Genomic DNA, 20,186 nt, shown 5'->3' with positions numbered 1-20,186 from the left:
GGATATCCTAAGAAATGTCTAATTCAGAACAATGGGGTCATCATCCACATCCACAGTTTTTTTACTGCGGTACTTTTTATACCATAATATCCCCACCCCCAATGCTGCCAAGTACGGAATGGCCAACAAAAACAAAATGCCCTTATTCAGTCCTTTTCCTTGACTATTGCCGTTTTCCGTGGCATTTTCTGCCGTCAGGGAACACATGGCACATTGCGATTTTGTTGTTTCTGGCATGACAGCCACCAACATAACCGCCATGACCACTATTCCGAAAAACCGCCTCGTCGTATCCATAATGCAAACTTACGAAATTTTATTTAATGGATTAAGTAAACTGGATTTACTTCCCATTAAACACCTCGAATCGATCCCAAAAACCATCTCTGGGTAATGATGCTTGCAATTCAATAGGTTCCTTTTTGATGGGATGTATAAACGACAACTTTTTAGCATGTAGACAAATGGATCGCCTTAGACTTCCCCTTGGGTAACCGTATTTATGGTCACCCACAATGGGACATCCCATTGAAGATAACTGTACCCTAATCTGATGCGTACGTCCGGTAATTGGATAAACCTCCACAAGGTAATAGCCATCCAATGTGCCCAGCACACGATAACCCAATTCTGCCCTTACTCGGCCGGGAGCTTCCTCAGCATGGGCTTTGGTGATGTTTTTCATACGATCGCGTGATAGCCAATGGACGAGGTTTCCTTCAGGTTCTTTGGGTGGTTTCCGCACCACGGCCCAATAGGTTTTTTGGATTTCCCGTTCTTTGAAAAGATGTTGCATCCGCTCCAAGCCTTTACTCGTCTTGGCAAAGAGTATCAAGCCACTCACAGGACGATCCAGTCGATGTACTACACCTACAAAAGCCCCATTGGGTTTATTATATTTTTGGGTTAAATAGCTGTTGACCATTTCCTCCAATGGCTCGTCGCCACCTGGATCGGCTTGTACAAGGTATCCCGCCCGTTTATTGACGGCTAGCAAATGGTTATCTTCGTAAATGACGTCTTTGTCGGCAATAGGCATAGTTCAGTATCCTCACATTACGCTGCAAAGATAAAAGGTTTTGGGTAAGTTTTTGAACACTGACAGCATTTTTGGACACAGATTACACACAACCATCCGCTGAATCCGTGTCATCTGTACTCTATTTACAATCACCGACCTCCTATTACCATCAAATCTACAAATTCATTAACCGACAATACCGACAATTTTTCGATGTCCAACGATGCTTCTAGAATCTGCTTTTGCTGCTTCAGTGGGAAAATCCGAGCTAAATTAGTTTTATATTTTGCTAGCAATACCGGCATGCCTTCCTGCCTACGTCGTTTATGGCCAATGGGGTATTCTACCACCACCTCGTCCAATACCGTACCATCCGTAAATGTCACCGTGAGTGCATTGGCGATGGATCGCTTTTCAGGATCATGATAGTCCAATGTAAATTGTGGGTCTTCCATCGTTTCCATCTTTGCGCGTAGGGCATCGATACGGGGATCGGTCGCTACGTTGTCTTCATAGTCTGCCGCGGTGAGTCTCCCAAAAACCAAGGGTACGGCAATCATATACTGGATGCAATGGTCGCGGTCGGCCGGATTATGCAATGGGCCCTTTTTGTCGATGATGCGGATAGCCGCTTCATGTGTACGTATTCCAATATGATGGATATCTTCGGTAGTTTTACCCAGCTCCTGGAGCTTATGATGCAACGTCACGGCAGCTTCCACGGCCGTTTGCGAATGGAACTCTGCAGGGAAGGAGATTTTGAACAATACATTTTCCATTACATACGAGCCATAGTCCCGTTGGAATCTGAATGCATTTCCCTTGAAAAGTACATCATAGAAACCCCAAGTTTTGGCAGTAAGCACGGATGGGTAGCCCATCTCCCCGGTTTGGGCAATCAACGCCAACCTTACTGCGCGAGAAGTGGCATCTCCGGCAGCCCATGATTTGCGGCTCCCCGTATTGGGTGCATGGCGATAGGTACGGAGGGAATGTCCATCAACGAAAGCGAGCGAAACCGCATTGATCAATTCCTCACGGGTAAGACCAAGGAGCTTACCTACCACCGCTGTGGAGGCCAGTTTAACCAGCAGTACATGGTCCAGACCAACTTTGTTGAATGAGTTTTCCAATGCCATCACGCCTTGTATTTCATGCGCACGGATCATGGCATCCAATACATCACGCATGGTCAATGGTGCTTTGCCATTGGCCACTGCCGTGCGCGACAGCCAATCGGCTGTAGCCAATATACCACCGAGATTATCCGACGGGTGCCCCCATTCCGCGGCCAACCAGGTGTCATTAAAATCCAGCCAGCGAATCATTGCCCCGATGTTGAATGCGGCGTGTATGGGATCAAGTTGGTAGGGTGTTCCGGGCACTTTGGCTCCCTGGGGTACGATGGTACCACTCACTATTGGTCCAAGCAACTTGGTACAGGCCGGATAAGTCAAGGCTTCAAATCCGCAACCTAAGGTGTCCAACAAACAATAATGGGCTGTTTGGAAGGCCAATTCACTCGTGATTTCATAATTAAGCGTATAATCTACAATATCGATAATAACTTTATCCGTTTCCGGACGTACGTTTGATATGGGGGATGACATGGATAACTGTTAATGATTAATTGTTTAATGGTTAATTGATAATGACTTATTTAGCTTATTGCCTATTGTCAATCGGCACAAACTTCCGATGCTCAGGGCCGGTATAATTGGCACTGGGGCGGATGATCTTACCATCTTGCCGTTGCTCGATGACATGGGCGCTCCAGCCGGTGACGCGTGCGACCACGAAAAGCGGTGTGAAAAAAGCGGTAGGCACACCCATCAGGTGATACGAAACCGCCGAAAACCAATCTAAATTGGGAAACATCTTTTTCTCTTCCCATAACAAGGTTTCCAACCGTTCGGCAATGTTGAACAAGTCCATATCACCGGCTTCTTCCGAAAGCCCCCGAGCTACCTTTTTGATTACGGCATTCCTTGGATCGGAGATGGTGTAAACCGGGTGACCGAATCCGATGATGACTTCCTTGCGCTCCAACCGCTGCTTGATATCGGCGGCGGCCTCATCGGCACTAACATAGCGGCTTTGAATCTCGTAGGCCACCTCATTGGCTCCGCCATGCTTAGGCCCCCGCAACGCTCCAATACTCCCTGTGATGCACGAATACATATCGGAACCCGTGCCGGCGATTACCCGACCGGTAAATGTGGAAGCATTGAATTCATGCTCGGCATACAGGTTGAGCGATATTTCCATGGCCCTAATCCACGATGCGGAAGGCGCCTTGCCATGCAACAGATGTAGAAAATGTGCACCAATGGATTCATCATCGGTCTCCACGTTTATGCGTTTACCATGATGTGCATAATGGTACCAATATAATAAGGCAGAACTATAGGATGCCAACAGTTTATCGGCAATATCCCGTGCTCCCACTGGATTATGGTTTTCTTTCTCCGGATAAATGGTGCCTAATACCGACGTATACGTGCGCAGCACATCCATGGGGTGTGCCGCCGCACGGATTTGCTCCAATACCTTTTTCGCAATCTGGGGCAATCCCCGCAATGTTTTTAGCTTATTTTGGTAAGCCTTTAATTGCGCCCTATTGGGTAACTTGTCATGTATAAGCAAATGGGCAACCTCCTCGAATGAGGCACCTTCAGCCAAATCAAGTATATCATATCCCCTATAGTGAAGGTCATTGCCGCTTTTGCCTACCGTACACAATGCGGTATTGCCAGCTACTACACCAGAAAGTGCAACGGATTTCTTCGGTTTAAAACTTGTTTCTTGATTATTCGTACTCATAATTTATGCGTTTGCTGTTTTGCTACTCGCCCCCTTCGGACGTGGGGTTTCCAACTTCAGATTTCAGCCTATTTTCCATACAATTCATCCAGCTTCTGCTCAAAGCCATGATAGTCGATACTCTCATACAGCTCGGCTCGGGTTTGCATGGTATCCAATATGTGTTGTTGTGTGCCGTCGCGACGGATATGCTCGTAGGTGTTCAAGGCAGCCTTATTGGCTGCGCGGAACGCGGATAATGGGTATAACACCAAGGCGACATTCGCTTCCGCCAGTTCCTCAACCGACCAGAGCGGTGTCATCCCGAATTCCGTAATATTTGCCAATACCGGAAGGCCAGTTGTATCCACAAAAGCCTTGTATTGAGCCAGATCAGTCACCGCTTCGGCAAAGATAAAATCTGCACCGGCCTCGGCGTAGGCTGCTGCCCGTTCTAAGGTTGCGCCAAGCCCTTCATTGGCCAGTGCGTCGGTGCGGGCGCCAATGGCAAACTGTTCGTCCGTACGCGCATCCACGGCTGCTTTAAGCCTGTCTACCATCTCCTGCTTGCTCACCAATTCTTTGTTTGGCCGATGTCCACATCGCTTTGCCCCTACCTGATCCTCCATATGAAGCGCCGCGGCTCCGGCTCGGATCAACTCCTTTACCGTTCGCGCCACATTGAATGCCGAAGGACCGAATCCAGTATCCACATCCACCAAAAGTGGCGTATCACATACATTCGTAATGCGCTCCACATCGACCAGTACATCATGCAACATGGATATGCCCAAATCAGGCACACCCAGCGAACCCGCAGCAACACCACCACCCGAAAGGTATATGGCCTTGAAACCAGCCCGTGTTGCCAATAATGCATGGTTCGCATTGATTGCACCAACGATTTGCAAGGGTTTTTCGGCTTTCATGGCGGTATGCCAGCGCCCTCCGGCGGATAATTGATACCTGTTCATTCTTATTTACTTTTGTGAATTTCGTAAATATACAGGATATGATTGAAGTGGACAAGTTGGCCCGGGTTCGATCAGGGCAAACAATCAGGCCTTGATGAATAAGGATGGGACCATGGGATAATTAGCTATTGCTTTGGTCAGGCTAGCGACAAAAGTCTTCTCGAAAAAGGACTTATGTGGCCTGGCGAACACTAATAAATCCAAGTTTTCAGATTTAGCTGCCTGACTTACGGCATTCATATCTACTTTCTCCACAGGAAGCGCTTTGAAAGAAATATCCCAATCGGGAAACGCTTCATGAACTTTACGTTCCCAGCGTTCCAGCTCTTTCGTCGGTGCTTTTTCTCCGTCTTTATAGAAATGAAGCATGGTTAGATATGGACTTAAGGTAACTGCCTGTTGGAAAGTCAACAAAGCATCCAATTCGACGTCATTATAATCCGTAAAAAAGCCTACCCGTTCAAATGAAAAATCTGGCGTATCGATGGGGACTACCAAAATCGGCACTGGCGATTTTTTGATTACTTCATAGGTGGTACTACCCAAAATGCTTTCCGTGATATTGGAAACACCTTTAGTGCCCATTACCACCAACGAAATGTCTCCTTTTTTTAGTTCAGTGGTGACCACATCAATCATGAAGCCCTTAAGACATTCGCCCACTAAGTCTACATTTGGAAACTGCGTCTTGAGTATCTTCAACAAATCTGCCATCGCTTTGGTCGATTCGGTCTCGGCCCATTTAATTTGTTTGGTACTGGAACCTTCTTCTCCAAACCCCGAATAAAGTGCTATATATACATGCAACAATCGTACTTGTTGTTTGGTTGTAGCGGCCAGTGAACAAGCATATTCCGCGGCTATAAACGCATTTTCAGAAAAATCAGTAGGGACTAAAATGGTCTTCATAGTATTGATTATCACAGTTAACAAACGCTTTACTTGAGAAACAAAGTTAACTCAAATTATTAAGTATTTAATGACAGCCGTCACGCTAAATGGTAATATACATGAGAACCTGTTTAATAATTCAGGTTTCCATATCATGAAATTTTGTCTTACGTTTGTCTTATGTCTGTAAACAAAGAGATAAAACGTATCACCACACACACGATCCGCGAGATGAAAACACGTGGTGAAAAAATCGCCATGCTCACGGGCTATGACTATTCCATGGCCAGGATATTGGATGAAGCAAATATAGATATCATCCTAGTGGGCGACTCGGCTGCCAATGTGATGGCCGGATATGAAACCACTGTCCCTATCACACTCGAGGAGATGATGTACCATGCTTCATCTGTAATCCGCGCCGCCAAGCACGCATTGGTTATTGTGGATTTACCCTTTGGCACCTACCAAGGCGGCAGTAGTGATGCCTTAAAGGCCGCCGTACGGGTAATGAAGGAGACTGGTGCGCATGGACTGAAATTGGAGGGGGGAATCGAAATCAGAAAAACCGTTGAGCGCATCGTCGATGCCGGCATCCCCGTAATGGGCCATCTTGGACTTACTCCTCAATCCATCTATAAGTTCGGCACCTATACCGTTAGGGCAAAAGAAGAATCAGAGGCTAATAAATTGAAATTAGACGCCAAGCTATTGGAAGGGGCTGGCTGCTTCGGGATAGTGCTCGAAAAAATCCCCGCCAAACTGGCTGCCGAAGTGACCAATAACCTGAGCATTCCCACTATCGGTATCGGGGCAGGCCCCGATTGCGATGGACAGGTATTGGTAGTGAATGACATGCTTGGATTAAACAAAGGTTTCAAACCCAAATTCCTCAGGCAATACCTCAATCTTTATGAACAAATAGGCGACGCCGTGGGCCGATACATTCAGGACGTGAAGTCGTCGGATTTCCCAAATGAAAACGAGCAGTACTAATTGCCAAGCGCTCAGCATGTAATAATATTGAAATATAGCGCTAGCTATAAGGTAGATTCGTTAATTTGCATATTCAATTACACAACTGCAAAATGATGAGACATTACCTGACTACCTTAGTTGTTATATCGATTAGCCTATTTTCTTTTGCACAAACGAAAATACCCGCGGATTCGGTAATTGCAACCAAACACGAAACCACCATCAAGGGCCAACGCATAAGCTACACCGCTCACAAGGGAACCCAGCCCGTATGGGATGCCGACGGCAAGCCCATTGCCACGGTGGATTATACCTATTATGAACGGGATGGTATAAGTGACCGTACATCGCGCCCATTGGTGATTTCCTTCAATGGCGGCCCCGGTTCGGCATCCGTATGGATGCAAATCGCGTATACGGGCCCCGCTTTGTTGGAAATAGACGACGAAGGCTACCCCGTCCAGCCTTATGGCATCAAAAAGAACCCTTATTCCATATTGGATGTGGCGGACATCATATTTGTCAACCCGGTCAATACAGGGTATTCCCGTATTCTCGATAAGGAAGCCAACAAATCCATATTTTTCGGGGTGAACGCCGACATCAAATACCTGGCCGAATGGTTAAACACCTTTGTAACCCGCCAGAACCGCTGGCCATCGCCTAAATACCTCATTGGAGAAAGTTACGGGACTACGCGCGTATCCGGCTTGGCATTGGAACTGCAAAATTCTCAATGGATGTACCTAAATGGAGTCATCCTGGTATCCCCGACAGACCTGGGTATCAAACGCGATGGACCGGTAGACATCGCCCTCCGGCTCCCTTATTTCGCCGCCACGGCTTGGTTCCACAAGGTCCTGCCAGCTGACCTGCAGCAAAAGGACTTGACAGACATGCTGCCTGAAGTGGAGCAATTTGCTGTTAATGAATTTTTACCGGCATTGGTAAAAGGGGGTACGCTTACCAACTCCGAAAAACAGGCAATAGCAACGAAAGTTGCCCGCTATTCCGGCCTCTCCGAAAAGATCTTGCTACAAAATAACTTAGACATTTCCACATCCCTGTTTTGGAAAGAATTACTGCGTGATAAAGGCTACACGGTGGGCAGGTTAGACTCCCGTTACCTGGGTTTGGATCGCCGCGATGCAGGTGAGCGGCCCGATTTCAACGCTGAACTCACCTCCTGGCTCCATTCATTCACACCAGCCATCAATTATTACATGCGCAACGAATTGAATTTCAAGACCGACGTAAAGTATAATATGTTTGGACCGGTACACCCTTGGGACAGAAGCAATGACCGGACAGGTGAAAACCTTCGGCAGGCCATGGCGCAAAATCCATATCTGCATGTAATGGTACAATCGGGCTATTATGATGGGGCCTGCGATTATTTCAACGCCAAGTACAACCTATGGCAGATGGACCTTTCTGGCAAATTGCAAGACCGGATGAGTTTTGTGGGATATCGGAGTGGGCACATGATGTACCTCCGCAAAGAAGATCTGGAAAAAGGTAATGAGGATATCCGTAATTTTATTAGGAACAGCATCCCCGAAAAGGGTGTTCCTGCTAGGTATTGATCGCTTGCCAAATCAAATCTTTCAATTGCTGGATATTCTTACCAGCAACCGATGAAATAAATACATTTGGAATCCCTTTGGGAACTTCTTGTTGCATTTCCTGCTGGAGCTCATCATCCAACATGTCCGATTTGGTGACGGCAAGGATGCGGGGCTTATCTTTCAATTCGGGATTGAAAGCCATCAATTCATTCAAGAGTATCTGGTATTCGGCGGCGATGGTTCTATCGGTATCCGCTGGAATCATGAATAGCAACACCGCATTACGCTCAATATGACGGAGGAAACGATGCCCCAACCCCTTCCCTTCAGAAGCCCCCTCAATAATACCAGGGATATCTGCCATCACAAATGATCTATTATCTCGGTAGGAGACGATACCGAGGTTGGGTACCAACGTGGTAAATGGGTAGTCCGCGATTTCAGGTTTGGCCGCCGACACAACGGAGAGTAGGGTAGATTTACCTGCATTTGGAAAGCCCACCAGTCCTACATCGGCAAGCACTTTCAGCTCAAGGATAACCCATTCTTCCTTACCGGATTCACCGGGTTGTGCAAAACGTGGGGTCTGCTGCGTCGGGCTCTTGAAATGCCAGTTACCCAGTCCACCACGGCCTCCCGAGGTCAATACCTTCATCTCACCATCTTCCGTGATGTCGAACAGGATTTCATTAGTTTCGGCATCGCGCGCTACAGTACCAAGGGGAACCTCCAGAATTTCGTCCTTACCATTAGCTCCATGCTTCTGGGCACTGCCGCCCGGTAGGCCGCTTTCGGCGATGACGTGTTTACGGTATTTGAGATGGAGCAATGTCCATAATTGGCTGCTGCCCTTAAGGATAATATGTCCTCCCCTACCACCATCGCCGCCATCGGGCCCACCTTTGGACGTGAATTTATCACGATGTAAATGTGCAGAGCCCGCCCCACCATGTCCTGAGCGGCAACACACTTTTACATAATCAACGAAATTCGAACCTTGAGGCATCTTTTCAGCTTTCGGCTATCAGCTTTCGGCTGTCAGCACAGTTTCAACTAGTCAAACGATCAACAATCTGCCTAATTTGCGCAAAAATATCTTCAATATCCCCGATGCCATTGACTTTGGTGAGCTTACCTTGCTCCTCATAGTAAGGAAGTACGTGGATGGTTTTGTTAAAATATTCCTCAATACGCTTTTTCAATTTTTCGCTATCATCGTCAGCACGGTTGCTGATGGCTTTGCGTTTGGCAATACGTGTAGTCAATTCCTCTTCCGTAACATCGAGCGCAATCACACCTGTAATATTACTGCGCTTTGATTCCAAAAAATCGTCCAGCGCCTGAGCTTGCGCTACGGTACGGGGAAAACCATCGAAGATGAAGCCTTTCGCTCCTCGGTTCTTATTGATTTCCTCCTCCAGCATGGCAATGGTAATAGAGTCGGGCACCAATTCGCCATCGGCGATCAACTTGCTCACCTGTTGTCCCAGTTCAGTCTGGTTGCTGATATGCCCACGGAACAAATCGCCCGTTGAAATATGAACCAACTGATAATGGTCAATAAGTTTTTGCGATTGGGTACCTTTCCCTGCTCCCGGAGGGCCAAACAAAACAAGGTTTAGCATAGTATAAGCGTGAAAAATAATAGCCTAATCGATACATTGATTAGGCTATATGGATGTAACATGTGCGCTTGAAGGGAGTCGAACCCCTAACCTCCTGATCCGTAGTCAGGTGCTCTATCCAATTAAGCTACAAGCGCTTTTCCGAATCGGTCTGCAAAGATAGAAATCTGATTGATATAACGGAAATATTTTTGGAAAAAATCGGGGATTGATAGAACTGACTTGGAATACTGTCCTCATATGACTACTTTTATAGACGATGGGACACGCCCAAACTAATCTATCTTTTTATTGTTATGGAATAATATGGAGTATAATAAGAGCCTAATCAAAAGAAAACGAATCCGCATCGGAGACATCAGCGTAAGTTATTTAATCAGAGAAGCAACCAAGCCAAAAAAGACGGTTGTATTCATCCATGGATTCCCATTCAATAAAAACATGTGGATACCCCAGTTGGAATCTTTGCCACCCCAAATTACTGGTGTGGCCATAGACGTGAGGGGACATGGCAACAGCACGATGGGACATGGTTTTTTCAGCGTGGATGTTTTTGCGAAGGATTTATTGGTTTTCCTGCGGAAACTGAATATAGATAAGACCGTGCTTTGCGGTATATCCATGGGGGGATACATCGCATTGCGTGCCTACCAAATCCAGCCTGATTCGTTTTCAGGCTTAATATTGAGCGACACTAACTCTGTGGCAGACAACAATGCCGCCAAAATAAAACGATTTGATAGTATACAATCCGTTCTCAAAAATGGGAAACGGGTATTTTCCATCGGCTTTGTGAACAACGTATTTTCCAAAAAAAGCTTGGCCGAAAACGAAGAGGCTATAGACTTAATTAAAAGCAGCATACGGAGAAATACGGAAAGCGGTATCTGTGCTACCTTACTGGCACTGGCCTCCCGGACGGATACTACCGATAGTTTGAAAGCCATATCCGTCCCTTCATTGGTCATCAGAGGAGCGGAAGACAACCTCACCACAAAGGAACAATCTGATATCCTGGTGACGAACATACCTGATGCAAAATATGTGGAAATCCCTGAATGTGGGCACCTACCTAATCTGGAGGATGCCGAACATTTCAATCGGGAAATGAGTGCTTTTCTAAGCCGGGTATAATGCCCTTCGAGCGGTCCCTGCTCATCATCCCAACATCTTCAACCGCTGTTGGTAAGCATCAATGCCTTGCTGTGCTAGTTCCTTGCCCGATTCGATCAAATAACCGGCCTTGTGATAATCCCACACCCCAGTAATATTACGAGGGATATCAACTATGATATCAGGATGGTAATGTTGGATAGCCATTCGCGCAAGCTGGCATCTCATGGAAAAATAAGCCTGTTGCAAAAGGGAAATATAACCTGAATAATTGCCTTTATTTCCTTGCATTTCCGGAGCTGGGTACCGCCCATTGAGATTGACCACCACCAATAGATCACCAGTTGTCCGTTTCACATGATTGATGGGCAACGGGTTGAGGACTCCTCCATCAATCAAAATATTATCTTTGTATTTTACAGGGGTAAATATTGCTGGAATAGCAATGGAAGCCCTTACTGCTTCATAAAAACTTCCTTGGGTAAACACCACTTCCTCGTCATGCATGATGTCCGTGGTGACCGCGGCAAATGGGATGGGCAGATCTTCAATACGAACGTCTGGCATAAAGGTTTTAAGTTTATTGAGCACTTTTTCTCCTTTCATTACACCCGCGCCATTCCAGGTAAAATCCATTAAGCTGAACACATCCCTGGCCCGCAGCGTAAGCAGCCATTCCTTGAATTCGGGGAGCTTGCCCATGGCATAAATCCCACCTACTAAGGTACCGATGGATGATCCGGCAATTGATGTGATGCAAAAACCATTGGCTTCCAACGCTTCTATGGCTCCAATATGTGTAAGACCGCGGGCGCCGCCGCTTGATAATACCAATGATATGTTCATCCCAGTCATTTAAGCCTCAATTAGGTTTTCCCACGTCCAAATGTAGTCAAGATATTGTAAAAATCAGGTGGACGTATTGGATTATTGTTTTTATGTGGTAGTTTTAACTACTTCGCCACATTCCTGATCATGACATGAAGCAAACTATCAAAAAAATACTAATGATCCTTATTTTCATCTTAGCTGTTTTCACGCTTACCGTACTCATCTATATTCAACAACCTAAATTTGGGAAAGTGCCATCCGGCGAGCGTTTGGAACGCATCAAGGAATCGCCCAATTACAAAAACGGAAGCTTCCAGAACCTTAGCCATACCCCCGATCTAACTGAAGGGGCCAATTTCTTTACTGTATTGTGGAAATTCATCTATAACCGTACACCAAGATTAATTCCCACAGATAGCGTGCCACATGAGAAAACAAATTTGCTATCCCTCCCTAAGCACGAAGAAATCTTGGTATGGTTTGGCCATTCTTCCTACTTCATGCAAATTGATGGTAAGCGGATTTTGGTGGACCCCGTATTTAGCGGTTCCGCATCACCTTTGTCCTTTGCCATCAGAAGCTTCCCGGGCTCCGATGTGTATAAAACAGAAGATATCCCCGAAATAGATTACCTCTTCATCACGCATGACCACTGGGACCACTTGGATTACCAAACCGTAAAAAAACTTGAACCAAGGGTAAAAAAAGTGATTTGTGCGTTGGGGGTAGCTGCCCATTTGGAATATTGGGGTTATCCACCTGAAAAAATCATCGAATTTGATTGGTACGAATCCGCAGACTTGGACAACGGATTCAGTGTCCATGCGCTACCTGCTCGCCATTTCTCCGGCCGTGGTTTCCGCCGCAACCTGACACTGTGGGCCTCGTACGCATTGCAAACCCCTTCCATGCGCATATTCATCGGTGGCGACAGCGGTTACGACACGCATTTTGCTCAAATTGGCGAAAAATTCGGGGGATTCGATCTTGCCATTTTGGAAAATGGACAGTATAATACCCAATGGAAATACATCCATGCCCTACCCAAAGAGGTGTTGCAAGCTGCGATGGATTTACAAGCCAAGCGGATATTGCCCGTGCATTCGTCCAAATTTGCGCTGGCCCTGCATTCATGGGATGATCCATGGATAAGAATCAGCGAAGCAAACGAAACATTCAACTTGAAGTTGCTAACGCCCTTGATAGGCCAACCCGTACTGCTAAAAGACAGCATACAAGTGTATTCACGCTGGTGGGAAGGATTGAATTGACCTCCACCATAACGGTCATAATACTTCACATTGGAAGCCTTGTTTCCGGAATAAGCGCACGACTTCCTCATCAATGTCTGTGGATGATTCCATCCTGAACACATGGTCACTGTCCCGAAGGTCGAAACTGAACTGGCAATCTGGAAACCTCAAGGTAAGCCTGTCCAATATGGCTTGCGCTTGCTCCTGTTCAATCACATTGGTCCGATAGATTGTAACCAATAATTTGCCATCCAAAGAAGGTTGCATATAAACACTTTCCATATCCATAAATAAAAACGTTAAGAAGCATTTGATTGCAGTCTTCAAAAATGAAAAATTCTATTCAATAGCATCCTGTGCAAGGCGGATTAAAAACCTTCCAAAAAAATCAACATGTTGATTACGTGTCAAATAAGTACTTTAGCAGGAATAATCATTAGGCAATATGGTAATAAAAAATTATTTTTGGACCACAAACGCCGGATGAGCAATAACCATAAAACATGGACATTCACCAATATCTCCCCTTCGAAAATCTGCAAAGCTTGAGCATTGAAAACCCCAATGATATCTCCGCTACGATCCATTTGTCTCATGATGGATTGGACGTCTTTTCGGCAAGCAGCAAAAAACGGCAACGGCTTTCGATGACTGATTGCCATACGGAGCCTATACTCACTATGTATTTTTCAATAGAAGGTACCTGCCAAGCAAAAGAAAAACATTGCCCAAAAGTGTATGAACTTAAGGGAAACCAACATATCCTTAGTTTTGCGCCTTATTTCGAAGGGATTTATTCAGTGAAGGGCGAACGGATAAGTAATTTCGGAGTAAGCATGAGCGAATATCATTTCAAACGTTTGATGGTCAACGACCTTGGCTGCCTGCAACGGTTTTGGGAAAAAGTGGATCGGAATGAGGAGGCAGACATTGCCCCTGTACCACTACCCATCACGCCCCAGCAGAAAATGTTGATCCATGAGCTGCAGCATTGCACGTACACTGGCGAAATGAAAAAACTATTTTACGAGTCGAAAATCGCTGAACTTTTCCTAATACAGGCCATACAAGCGGAAACGTTCGATGGCGCCAAAGTGCAAAGCTTATCTACACAAGACGAGATGCGCCTGCATATGGCCAAAGAGTTCATTGAAATGAACATACTTGAACCATTAAACATGAGACGAATATGCCAGGAAACAGGGTTAAACGATTTCAAGCTCAAAAAGGGGTTCAAGGAACTTTTTGGCACCACTGTTTTTGAATACCTTTCCAAGCTGCGTATGCAATATGCCCGCAAGCTATTGCTCGACACATCTTATAGCGTATTCGAAATAGCTTACACGTTGGGCTATAGTGAACCCTACAATTTCACCAAGGCATTCAAAAGACATTTCGGGTATGTACCCAGCAAGCTAAAAGCCTAATGCCCCGTGAGGTTGACATCCCTGAAAACCGCTATTTTTATTCTCCGCTCCTATATTTAGAAATATCCGCTTAAAATTTCCGTACATTCGTGCTAGAAAAACCTTATTAAACCATGGAAAAGGCTATGAATCTCTCCCCGCGCAGAATTGCAATCATTGCAGCTGTGGGGGTTCTTATAATTGCTGTTGTCGCATTTGCCATTTGGAAATACAGCCAAGCGAAATCTGTAAATGCGGATAATACAGCGTTTGCAAAATACATCGAAGGCTATACCACAGGTGTGATTTCGCGTGAAGGTACCGTGCGTATACGCCTCGCTTCGCAAGTGAATTCAGTTCAGCAAACCAACCAAGAAGAAAGCCGCAAGCTTTTCAGTATCAGCCCTTCCGTAAAAGGAAAAACATATTGGACAGATGCCCGTACCGTGGAATTCGTGCCCGATGAGCAGTTCAAGCCCGGACAGGAATATCATGTGCAGTTTGATTTAGGTCAAGTGACCAAAGTAAGTAACGAACTGAATATCTTCGCATTTAATTTTAAGGTAATCGAACCCTCTTATAGCGTGGAAATTGATGGGCTGAAAGCTCAAAACAACAATGCGATGGACCGTATGAAGTTCAGTGGTAGTGTCTTCCTTGCAGACATCGAACAACCTGAACAAATCGAGCAGCTATTGGCCGTTACCTACTCCGGCAAAGCGATGCCCATTAAATGGGAGCACAATGGCCAAACCCGTGTTTCTACATTCTCTGTCGATTCCCTCACAAGAGGGAAACAACCCGGAAAACTCACGTTACAATGGGACGGAGCCCCGATCGCCTCCAAAAAGAAAGATCAAAAGGAGTTTGAGGTACCACAAACCGGCTCATTCAAGGTATTGGATATCCGTGCCGTCCATGAGCCCGAGCAATATGTACTTGTCCAATTTTCGGATCCGATATTAGTGGCACAGCACCTTGATGGCCTCATTGGCATCAGCGAAATAAACGATGTCCGGTATACGATTGATGGCAGCGAAGTGAAGGTATATGCACCGGATAGGCTTGAAGGCAGCTATGCCATCGCCATAAATGAGGGTGTGGAAAATATCAATTCCCAAAAAATCACCTCCACATATTCAGCTAATGTAAACTTTGAAAACCGATTGCCATCGGTAAGCATACCCGGAAAAGGTACGATTTTGCCAGGGTCGGGCAAACTCACCATGCCCTTTGAAGCCGTCAACTTGCGGGCCGTGGACGTCACGATCGTGAAAATCTTCGAAAACAACATCCCCCAATATTTCCAAAACACCTATGATAGCAAAGATGAATTGCGCCGGGTAGCTAGGCCTGTGGTACAGAAAACCATTGCCCTAGACACCGACAAAAGTGTCAATCTGCGGCGTAAAAATCGCTTTTCACTCGATATCGACCAGCTCCTGAAAACGGAACCCGGTGCCATCTATCGCATAGTTATTGGTTTTCGCCACAGCTATTCCGTATATCCATGCAACGGTAGCGATACCCGCGAAATCGAGGAAGCGGAAGCCAACCAAGGCGGCTATTATTACAGTGACGATATTGATGAAGATGATGAATTTTGGGCAAGATACAACAATTACTATCCCTATGACTACGATTGGGACGAACGCGATGACCCTTGCCACAGCTCCTATTACACCACTGAGCGCTGGGCCAGCCGTGACATGTTGGCTTCCAACATCGGCCTCGTTGCCAAGCGGGGCAACGACAATAGCATAACCATCGTGGCCACCAGTATCCTCACGGCCCAGCCTATGGAGGGTGTAGAAGTAAAGGTGTTGGATTATCAACAACAGGTAATCCAATCGGCCACTACCAACGGTGAAGGCTTCGCCGAATTCGAGGTACCCCGAAAACCCTTCATGCTCCTGGCAGCCAAAAACGAAGAACGTGGATACCTTAAGTTGGACGATGGTTCCGCCTTGCCGTTGGGCCGGTTTGATGTAGGTGGCGACGTGGTGCAGAAGGGCATTAAGGGCTTCATATATGGTGAACGTGGTGTGTGGCGACCTGGGGATTCGCTTTTTATGGGATTCATTATGGAGGACCAATCAGCCAATCTCCCGGAAAACCATCCAGTCACCTTTGAATTGTACAATCCCAAGGGTCAATTGAGTAAACGCTTGGTCGAATCCAAACACACCAACGGCTTTTATACCTTCAAGACCTATACGGAAACCACGGCCCCTACAGGAAACTGGTTGGCTAAGGTAAGCGTGGGTGGAGCCGTATTTCAAAAGACACTGAAGGTAGAAACCGTTATGCCGAACCGTCTCCGGATAACCCTCGATTTCGGCGGCCGCAAGACACTAGGCAAAGGTAGTACCGCCCCGATAGATTTGTCGGCGAGATGGCTCTTCGGCGCCGACGTTCAAAACCTCAAGGCCCGTGTAGAGGCTACGGTATCACCCGTGAAAACCGCATTTCCTGATTTCAAGCAATATACATTTGATGACCCCACACGTAGCTTTGCAACAGAAAGCCAAGTCCTCTTTGATGGCACATTGGATGGACAAGGTAAAGCTTCGTTTGCTGACGATATTGCCGCCACCAATAATGCCCCCGGCATGCTGCGTGCCAATTTCACGACCCGCGTATTTGAGCCTGGAGGCAATTTTAGTATTGATAACATAAGCATGCCTTATAGCCCTTATAACAGTTACGTAGGGCTCAGCACGCCACAGGGCGACCGGCTCTCCGGTTTATTACTCACCGACAAGGACCATGAGGTAACGATCGTAGACGTGGATGCTGCCGGCAAGAAAATAGCTGGAAACAGGCGCGTGCAGTTAGAGTTTTATAAAATTCGCTGGCGGTGGTGGTGGAACCAAGAGGGGGAATACCTAGGCAACTTCACCCAAGACAAATACAACCAATTGCTCAAAAAAGAAACCATCACACTCAACAATGGTACTGGCAAGTGGAACATCCGCGTGAATTACCCTGATTGGGGGCGTTATCTCGTCCGTATAGTCGATCTCGAAAGTGGCCATTCCGCTGGTAAAACGCTATATGTCGATTGGCCCGGATGGGCACAGCGTGAACAACAAAACAACCCGACGGAAGCTTCCATGCTTTCTTTTACGGCTGATAAAGAAACTTATAAAGTGGGAGAAGAAGTAACGTTGACCATCCCTTCCTCTGCGGGTGGCCGCGGGCTTATAAGCATCGAAAATGGCAGCCGCGTGCTCAAAAGTTGGTGGATAGACACTGATCAGGGACAAACTACCTATAAATTCAACGTGGAAGAAAATATGGCGCCAAATGTGTTTGTGAACGTGACGTTGCTGCAGCCGCACGAACAAACGGCTAACGACCTACCTATCCGCATGTATGGCGTGATACCGCTCATCGTTGAAAACCCGACAACCATCCTTAAGCCGCAAATTGGCATAGCCGAGACACTGCGTCCCGAAACCAAATCTAGCATCACGGTATCCGAATCCGGCGGTAAAGCCATGACGTATACCATCGCCATCGTAGACGAGGGCTTGCTCGACCTTACACGTTTCGAGACACCCGATCCGCATGCCAGTTTCTATGCTCGTGAAGCACTAGGCGTCAAATCATGGGACCTTTTCGATCAAGTGCTTGGTGCTTGGGGTGGCGATCTAGAACGTATCCTCAGCATTGGGGGCGACGGCGAAATCGACCGCAATGTGAATCCCGCCAAGGCCAACCGTTTCCAACCCGTGGTCAAATTCCTGGGGCCATTCACCTTACGCAAAGGAGGGAAAAATACACATGACTTTACCCTACCTCAATATATTGGTTCGGTTCGTGCTATGGTTATCGCTGGACAAGATGGTGCATATGGCTTTGCCGAGAAAGCCGTAGCTGTGAAGAAACCCCTGATGCTATTAGCTACCTTGCCCAGGGTCATTGGTCCGAGCGAGACGTTCAAGCTGCCGCTCACCGTCTTTGCCATGGAAAACCACATTAAACAAGTAAGCCTTGAGGTGAGCGCATCGGGAGGACTAGCTGTGCAACATGGGAAGCAAACCTTGGCTTTTACTCAACAAGGTGAGCAGATGGCATACGCGACCATCACGGCTGGCAATAATACCGGCGTGGGGAAGGTGAAAGCCATAGCCAAAAGCGGTAACGAAACTGCCGTATATGAAGTCGAAATCGATATTCGCAATCCCAACCCTTTCATCACCTCAGTAGACAAAGCCGAAATCAACGGTGGGGCCACCTGGCAACAGGAAATCAAACCGCTTGGACCTGGCAATGGCAATACTGCCATGGTAGAAATATCCTCCCTACCCCCCATTAACCTGAGCAAACGACTTGGCTACCTTATCCGTTACCCTTATGGTTGTCTTGAACAAGTAACATCAAGTGTATTTCCGCAATTGATGCTCGATAAACTGGTAGAACTGACCGAACAGCAAAAGGCATCCATGGACCGTAACATCAAGGCTGGCATTAACCGTCTCCGAAGCTACCAGTTGCCTAACGGCGGATTGGGTTATTGGCCTGGTGCCAGAGACGCTAATGAATGGGGCACCAACTATGTCGGCCATTTCTTGCTCGAAGCACAAGCCAAAGGCTATACCCTACCTACAGGGTTCCTGGATGGATGGATACGCTATCAACGGAACATGGCGCAAAATTGGGCTCCCAGCCGGTATAACTGGCGAGGTGGCGACTTGATACAAGCCTATCGCTTGTACCTACTTGCACTTGCCAAGGCTCCCGAAATGGGCGCAATGAACCGGCTTAAGGAATTCCAATACCTATCGGATGAGGCCGCATGGCGACTTGCCGCTGCCTATCAGCTGGCTGGGCAAGGTATCGTGGCCAATCAACTGGTGAAAACACGATCCACCGAAGTGAAGCCTTATGAAAATGCGGGATATACGTTTGGCTCTGCGTTGCGCGACCGTGCCATGATATTGGAGACAGTGGATTTGATGGGGCGCCAAAAGGATGCCGAGCGGCTGTTGCTTTCCGTCGCCACCGGACTGGGCAACGATAGTTGGTACAGCACGCAGACTACTGCCTACGCCTTACTTGCTATCGCTAAGTTTGGCGACAATGCACAAAGCAAAAATAACTTCTCATATACACTCAATGGTAAGTCGAACGAGGTAACAGTAAACACTTACCTGTACCGCATCCCCATTGATATGAGTAATCCAAGCAATCAGCTAAACATCCAAAATACTGGCAAGAATAAGCTGTATATTCGCCTTGTACGGGAGGGACAGTTGCCGACCGGTGAAAACCCACCAATGAACAATAATCCGGAACTACTGACCATGAACGTGCGATACACCAATGGTAAAGGCGAGGGAATAAACCCTGTGACATTGGCACAAGGCACGGATTTGGTTGCCGAGGTGACGCTTAAAAATACCGGGAGTATGGGGATGTATGAACATATCGCCTTGGCTCAAATATTCCCCTCGGGTTGGGAAATCATCAATACGAGGCTCAGCGATAATGGGGCTGCACTTCGTTCCTCTCCTGCAACTTATCAAGATATTCGCGATGACCGGGTACTCACCTACTTCAACATCAAGCAACAAGAAACGCTTACCTACCGGGTATTGCTCAACGCCTCCTATATAGGGCGGTATTTCTTGCCTGCCGTAAGTGCTGAGGCCATGTATGACAATCGGATACAAGCCATCACATCTGGCCAATGGGTACAAGTGGTGGAAGAGTAAA

At 46.8% G+C, this 20,186-nt stretch carries 16 protein-coding genes and 1 tRNA gene; 6 read left to right on the top strand and 11 right to left on the bottom strand.

Going from position 1 to position 20,186, the window contains the following annotated elements:
• Positions 1-18: 18 nt before the first annotated feature.
• From NF543_RS19840 to NF543_RS19815, 6 genes are all read right to left on the bottom strand, one after another.
• Positions 19-297, bottom strand: coding sequence for a CAMCR motif-containing small membrane protein (locus NF543_RS19840; protein WP_257669851.1), 279 nt, complete (start codon positions 295-297; stop codon positions 19-21).
• A gap of 46 nt (positions 298-343) precedes the next feature.
• Positions 344-1,039 (bottom strand): RluA family pseudouridine synthase, encoded by a 696-nt coding sequence (locus tag NF543_RS19835; protein WP_257669852.1) that lies wholly within the window; start codon positions 1,037-1,039, stop codon positions 344-346.
• Between the two features lie 131 nt (positions 1,040-1,170).
• Positions 1,171-2,631 (bottom strand): bifunctional 2-methylcitrate dehydratase/aconitate hydratase, encoded by a 1,461-nt coding sequence (locus NF543_RS19830; RefSeq protein ID WP_257669853.1) that lies wholly within the window; start codon positions 2,629-2,631, stop codon positions 1,171-1,173.
• Positions 2,632-2,686: 55 nt separating this feature from the next.
• Entirely contained in the window at positions 2,687-3,844 is a 1,158-nt protein-coding gene (gene prpC / locus NF543_RS19825) for a bifunctional 2-methylcitrate synthase/citrate synthase (RefSeq protein WP_257669854.1), read from the bottom strand.
• Positions 3,845-3,912: 68 nt separating this feature from the next.
• On the bottom strand, positions 3,913-4,797 hold the full coding sequence (gene prpB, locus NF543_RS19820) for a methylisocitrate lyase (RefSeq protein WP_257669855.1): 885 nt from the start codon (positions 4,795-4,797) through the stop codon (positions 3,913-3,915).
• Positions 4,798-4,881: 84 nt separating this feature from the next.
• Positions 4,882-5,706, bottom strand: coding sequence for a universal stress protein (locus NF543_RS19815; protein WP_257669856.1), 825 nt, complete (start codon positions 5,704-5,706; stop codon positions 4,882-4,884).
• A gap of 162 nt (positions 5,707-5,868) precedes the next feature.
• Between NF543_RS19815 and panB the strand changes: the two genes are divergently transcribed.
• Both panB and NF543_RS19805 read left to right on the top strand, forming a co-directional pair.
• Positions 5,869-6,684, top strand: coding sequence for a 3-methyl-2-oxobutanoate hydroxymethyltransferase (panB, locus tag NF543_RS19810; protein WP_257669857.1), 816 nt, complete (start codon positions 5,869-5,871; stop codon positions 6,682-6,684).
• Between the two features lie 92 nt (positions 6,685-6,776).
• Positions 6,777-8,252 (top strand): S10 family peptidase, encoded by a 1,476-nt coding sequence (locus tag NF543_RS19805; protein ID WP_257669858.1) that lies wholly within the window; start codon positions 6,777-6,779, stop codon positions 8,250-8,252.
• Here the strand turns inward: NF543_RS19805 and obgE are convergent.
• The 3 genes from obgE to NF543_RS19790 form a co-directional block, all read right to left on the bottom strand.
• Complete coding sequence (gene obgE, locus NF543_RS19800) at positions 8,242-9,240, bottom strand: GTPase ObgE (RefSeq protein WP_257669859.1); 999 nt, start codon at positions 9,238-9,240, stop codon at positions 8,242-8,244. The two genes, NF543_RS19805 and obgE, sit on opposite strands and share 11 nt — an antisense overlap.
• Positions 9,241-9,283: 43 nt before the next feature.
• Positions 9,284-9,859: an adenylate kinase gene (locus tag NF543_RS19795; RefSeq protein WP_257669860.1), complete on the bottom strand. Its 576-nt coding sequence runs from the start codon at positions 9,857-9,859 to the stop codon at positions 9,284-9,286.
• 63 nt (positions 9,860-9,922) lie between these two features.
• Positions 9,923-9,996: transfer RNA gene (locus NF543_RS19790), tRNA-Arg, on the bottom strand.
• A 169-nt stretch (positions 9,997-10,165) separates the two neighbouring features.
• Between NF543_RS19790 and NF543_RS19785 the strand changes: the two genes are divergently transcribed.
• Entirely contained in the window at positions 10,166-10,993 is an 828-nt protein-coding gene (locus tag NF543_RS19785; RefSeq protein ID WP_257669861.1) for an alpha/beta fold hydrolase, read from the top strand.
• A 24-nt stretch (positions 10,994-11,017) separates the two neighbouring features.
• Here NF543_RS19785 and NF543_RS19780 read toward each other — a convergent pair whose 3' ends face one another.
• Complete coding sequence (locus NF543_RS19780; RefSeq protein WP_257669862.1) at positions 11,018-11,818, bottom strand: patatin-like phospholipase family protein; 801 nt, start codon at positions 11,816-11,818, stop codon at positions 11,018-11,020.
• A 134-nt stretch (positions 11,819-11,952) separates the two neighbouring features.
• Here NF543_RS19780 and NF543_RS19775 point away from each other — a divergent pair, with 134 nt between their 5' ends.
• Positions 11,953-13,074: an MBL fold metallo-hydrolase gene (locus NF543_RS19775; RefSeq protein WP_257669863.1), complete on the top strand. Its 1,122-nt coding sequence runs from the start codon at positions 11,953-11,955 to the stop codon at positions 13,072-13,074.
• A 15-nt stretch (positions 13,075-13,089) separates the two neighbouring features.
• On the opposite strand, the gene NF543_RS19770 is transcribed toward NF543_RS19775, so the two are convergent.
• A complete protein-coding gene (locus NF543_RS19770; protein ID WP_257669864.1) occupies positions 13,090-13,338 on the bottom strand; it encodes a hypothetical protein in 249 nt (82 codons plus the stop codon).
• 221 nt (positions 13,339-13,559) lie between these two features.
• Here NF543_RS19770 and NF543_RS19765 point away from each other — a divergent pair, with 221 nt between their 5' ends.
• Positions 13,560-14,483, top strand: a complete 924-nt coding sequence (locus NF543_RS19765; RefSeq protein WP_257669865.1) for a helix-turn-helix transcriptional regulator — start codon at positions 13,560-13,562, stop codon at positions 14,481-14,483.
• Between the two features lie 113 nt (positions 14,484-14,596).
• Positions 14,597-20,185 carry an alpha-2-macroglobulin family protein gene (locus tag NF543_RS19760; protein WP_257669866.1) on the top strand — a complete coding sequence of 1,863 codons (5,589 nt, stop codon included), beginning with the start codon at positions 14,597-14,599 and terminating at the stop codon, positions 20,183-20,185.
• Position 20,186: the final 1 nt, after the last annotated feature.

It is taken from the genome of Parapedobacter tibetensis (assembly GCF_024704835.1).
GTDB lineage: Bacteria > Bacteroidota > Bacteroidia > Sphingobacteriales > Sphingobacteriaceae > Parapedobacter > Parapedobacter tibetensis.
The sequence above is the reverse complement of the archived record's forward strand: the minus strand, read 5'-3'. Positions and strand labels throughout refer to the sequence as shown.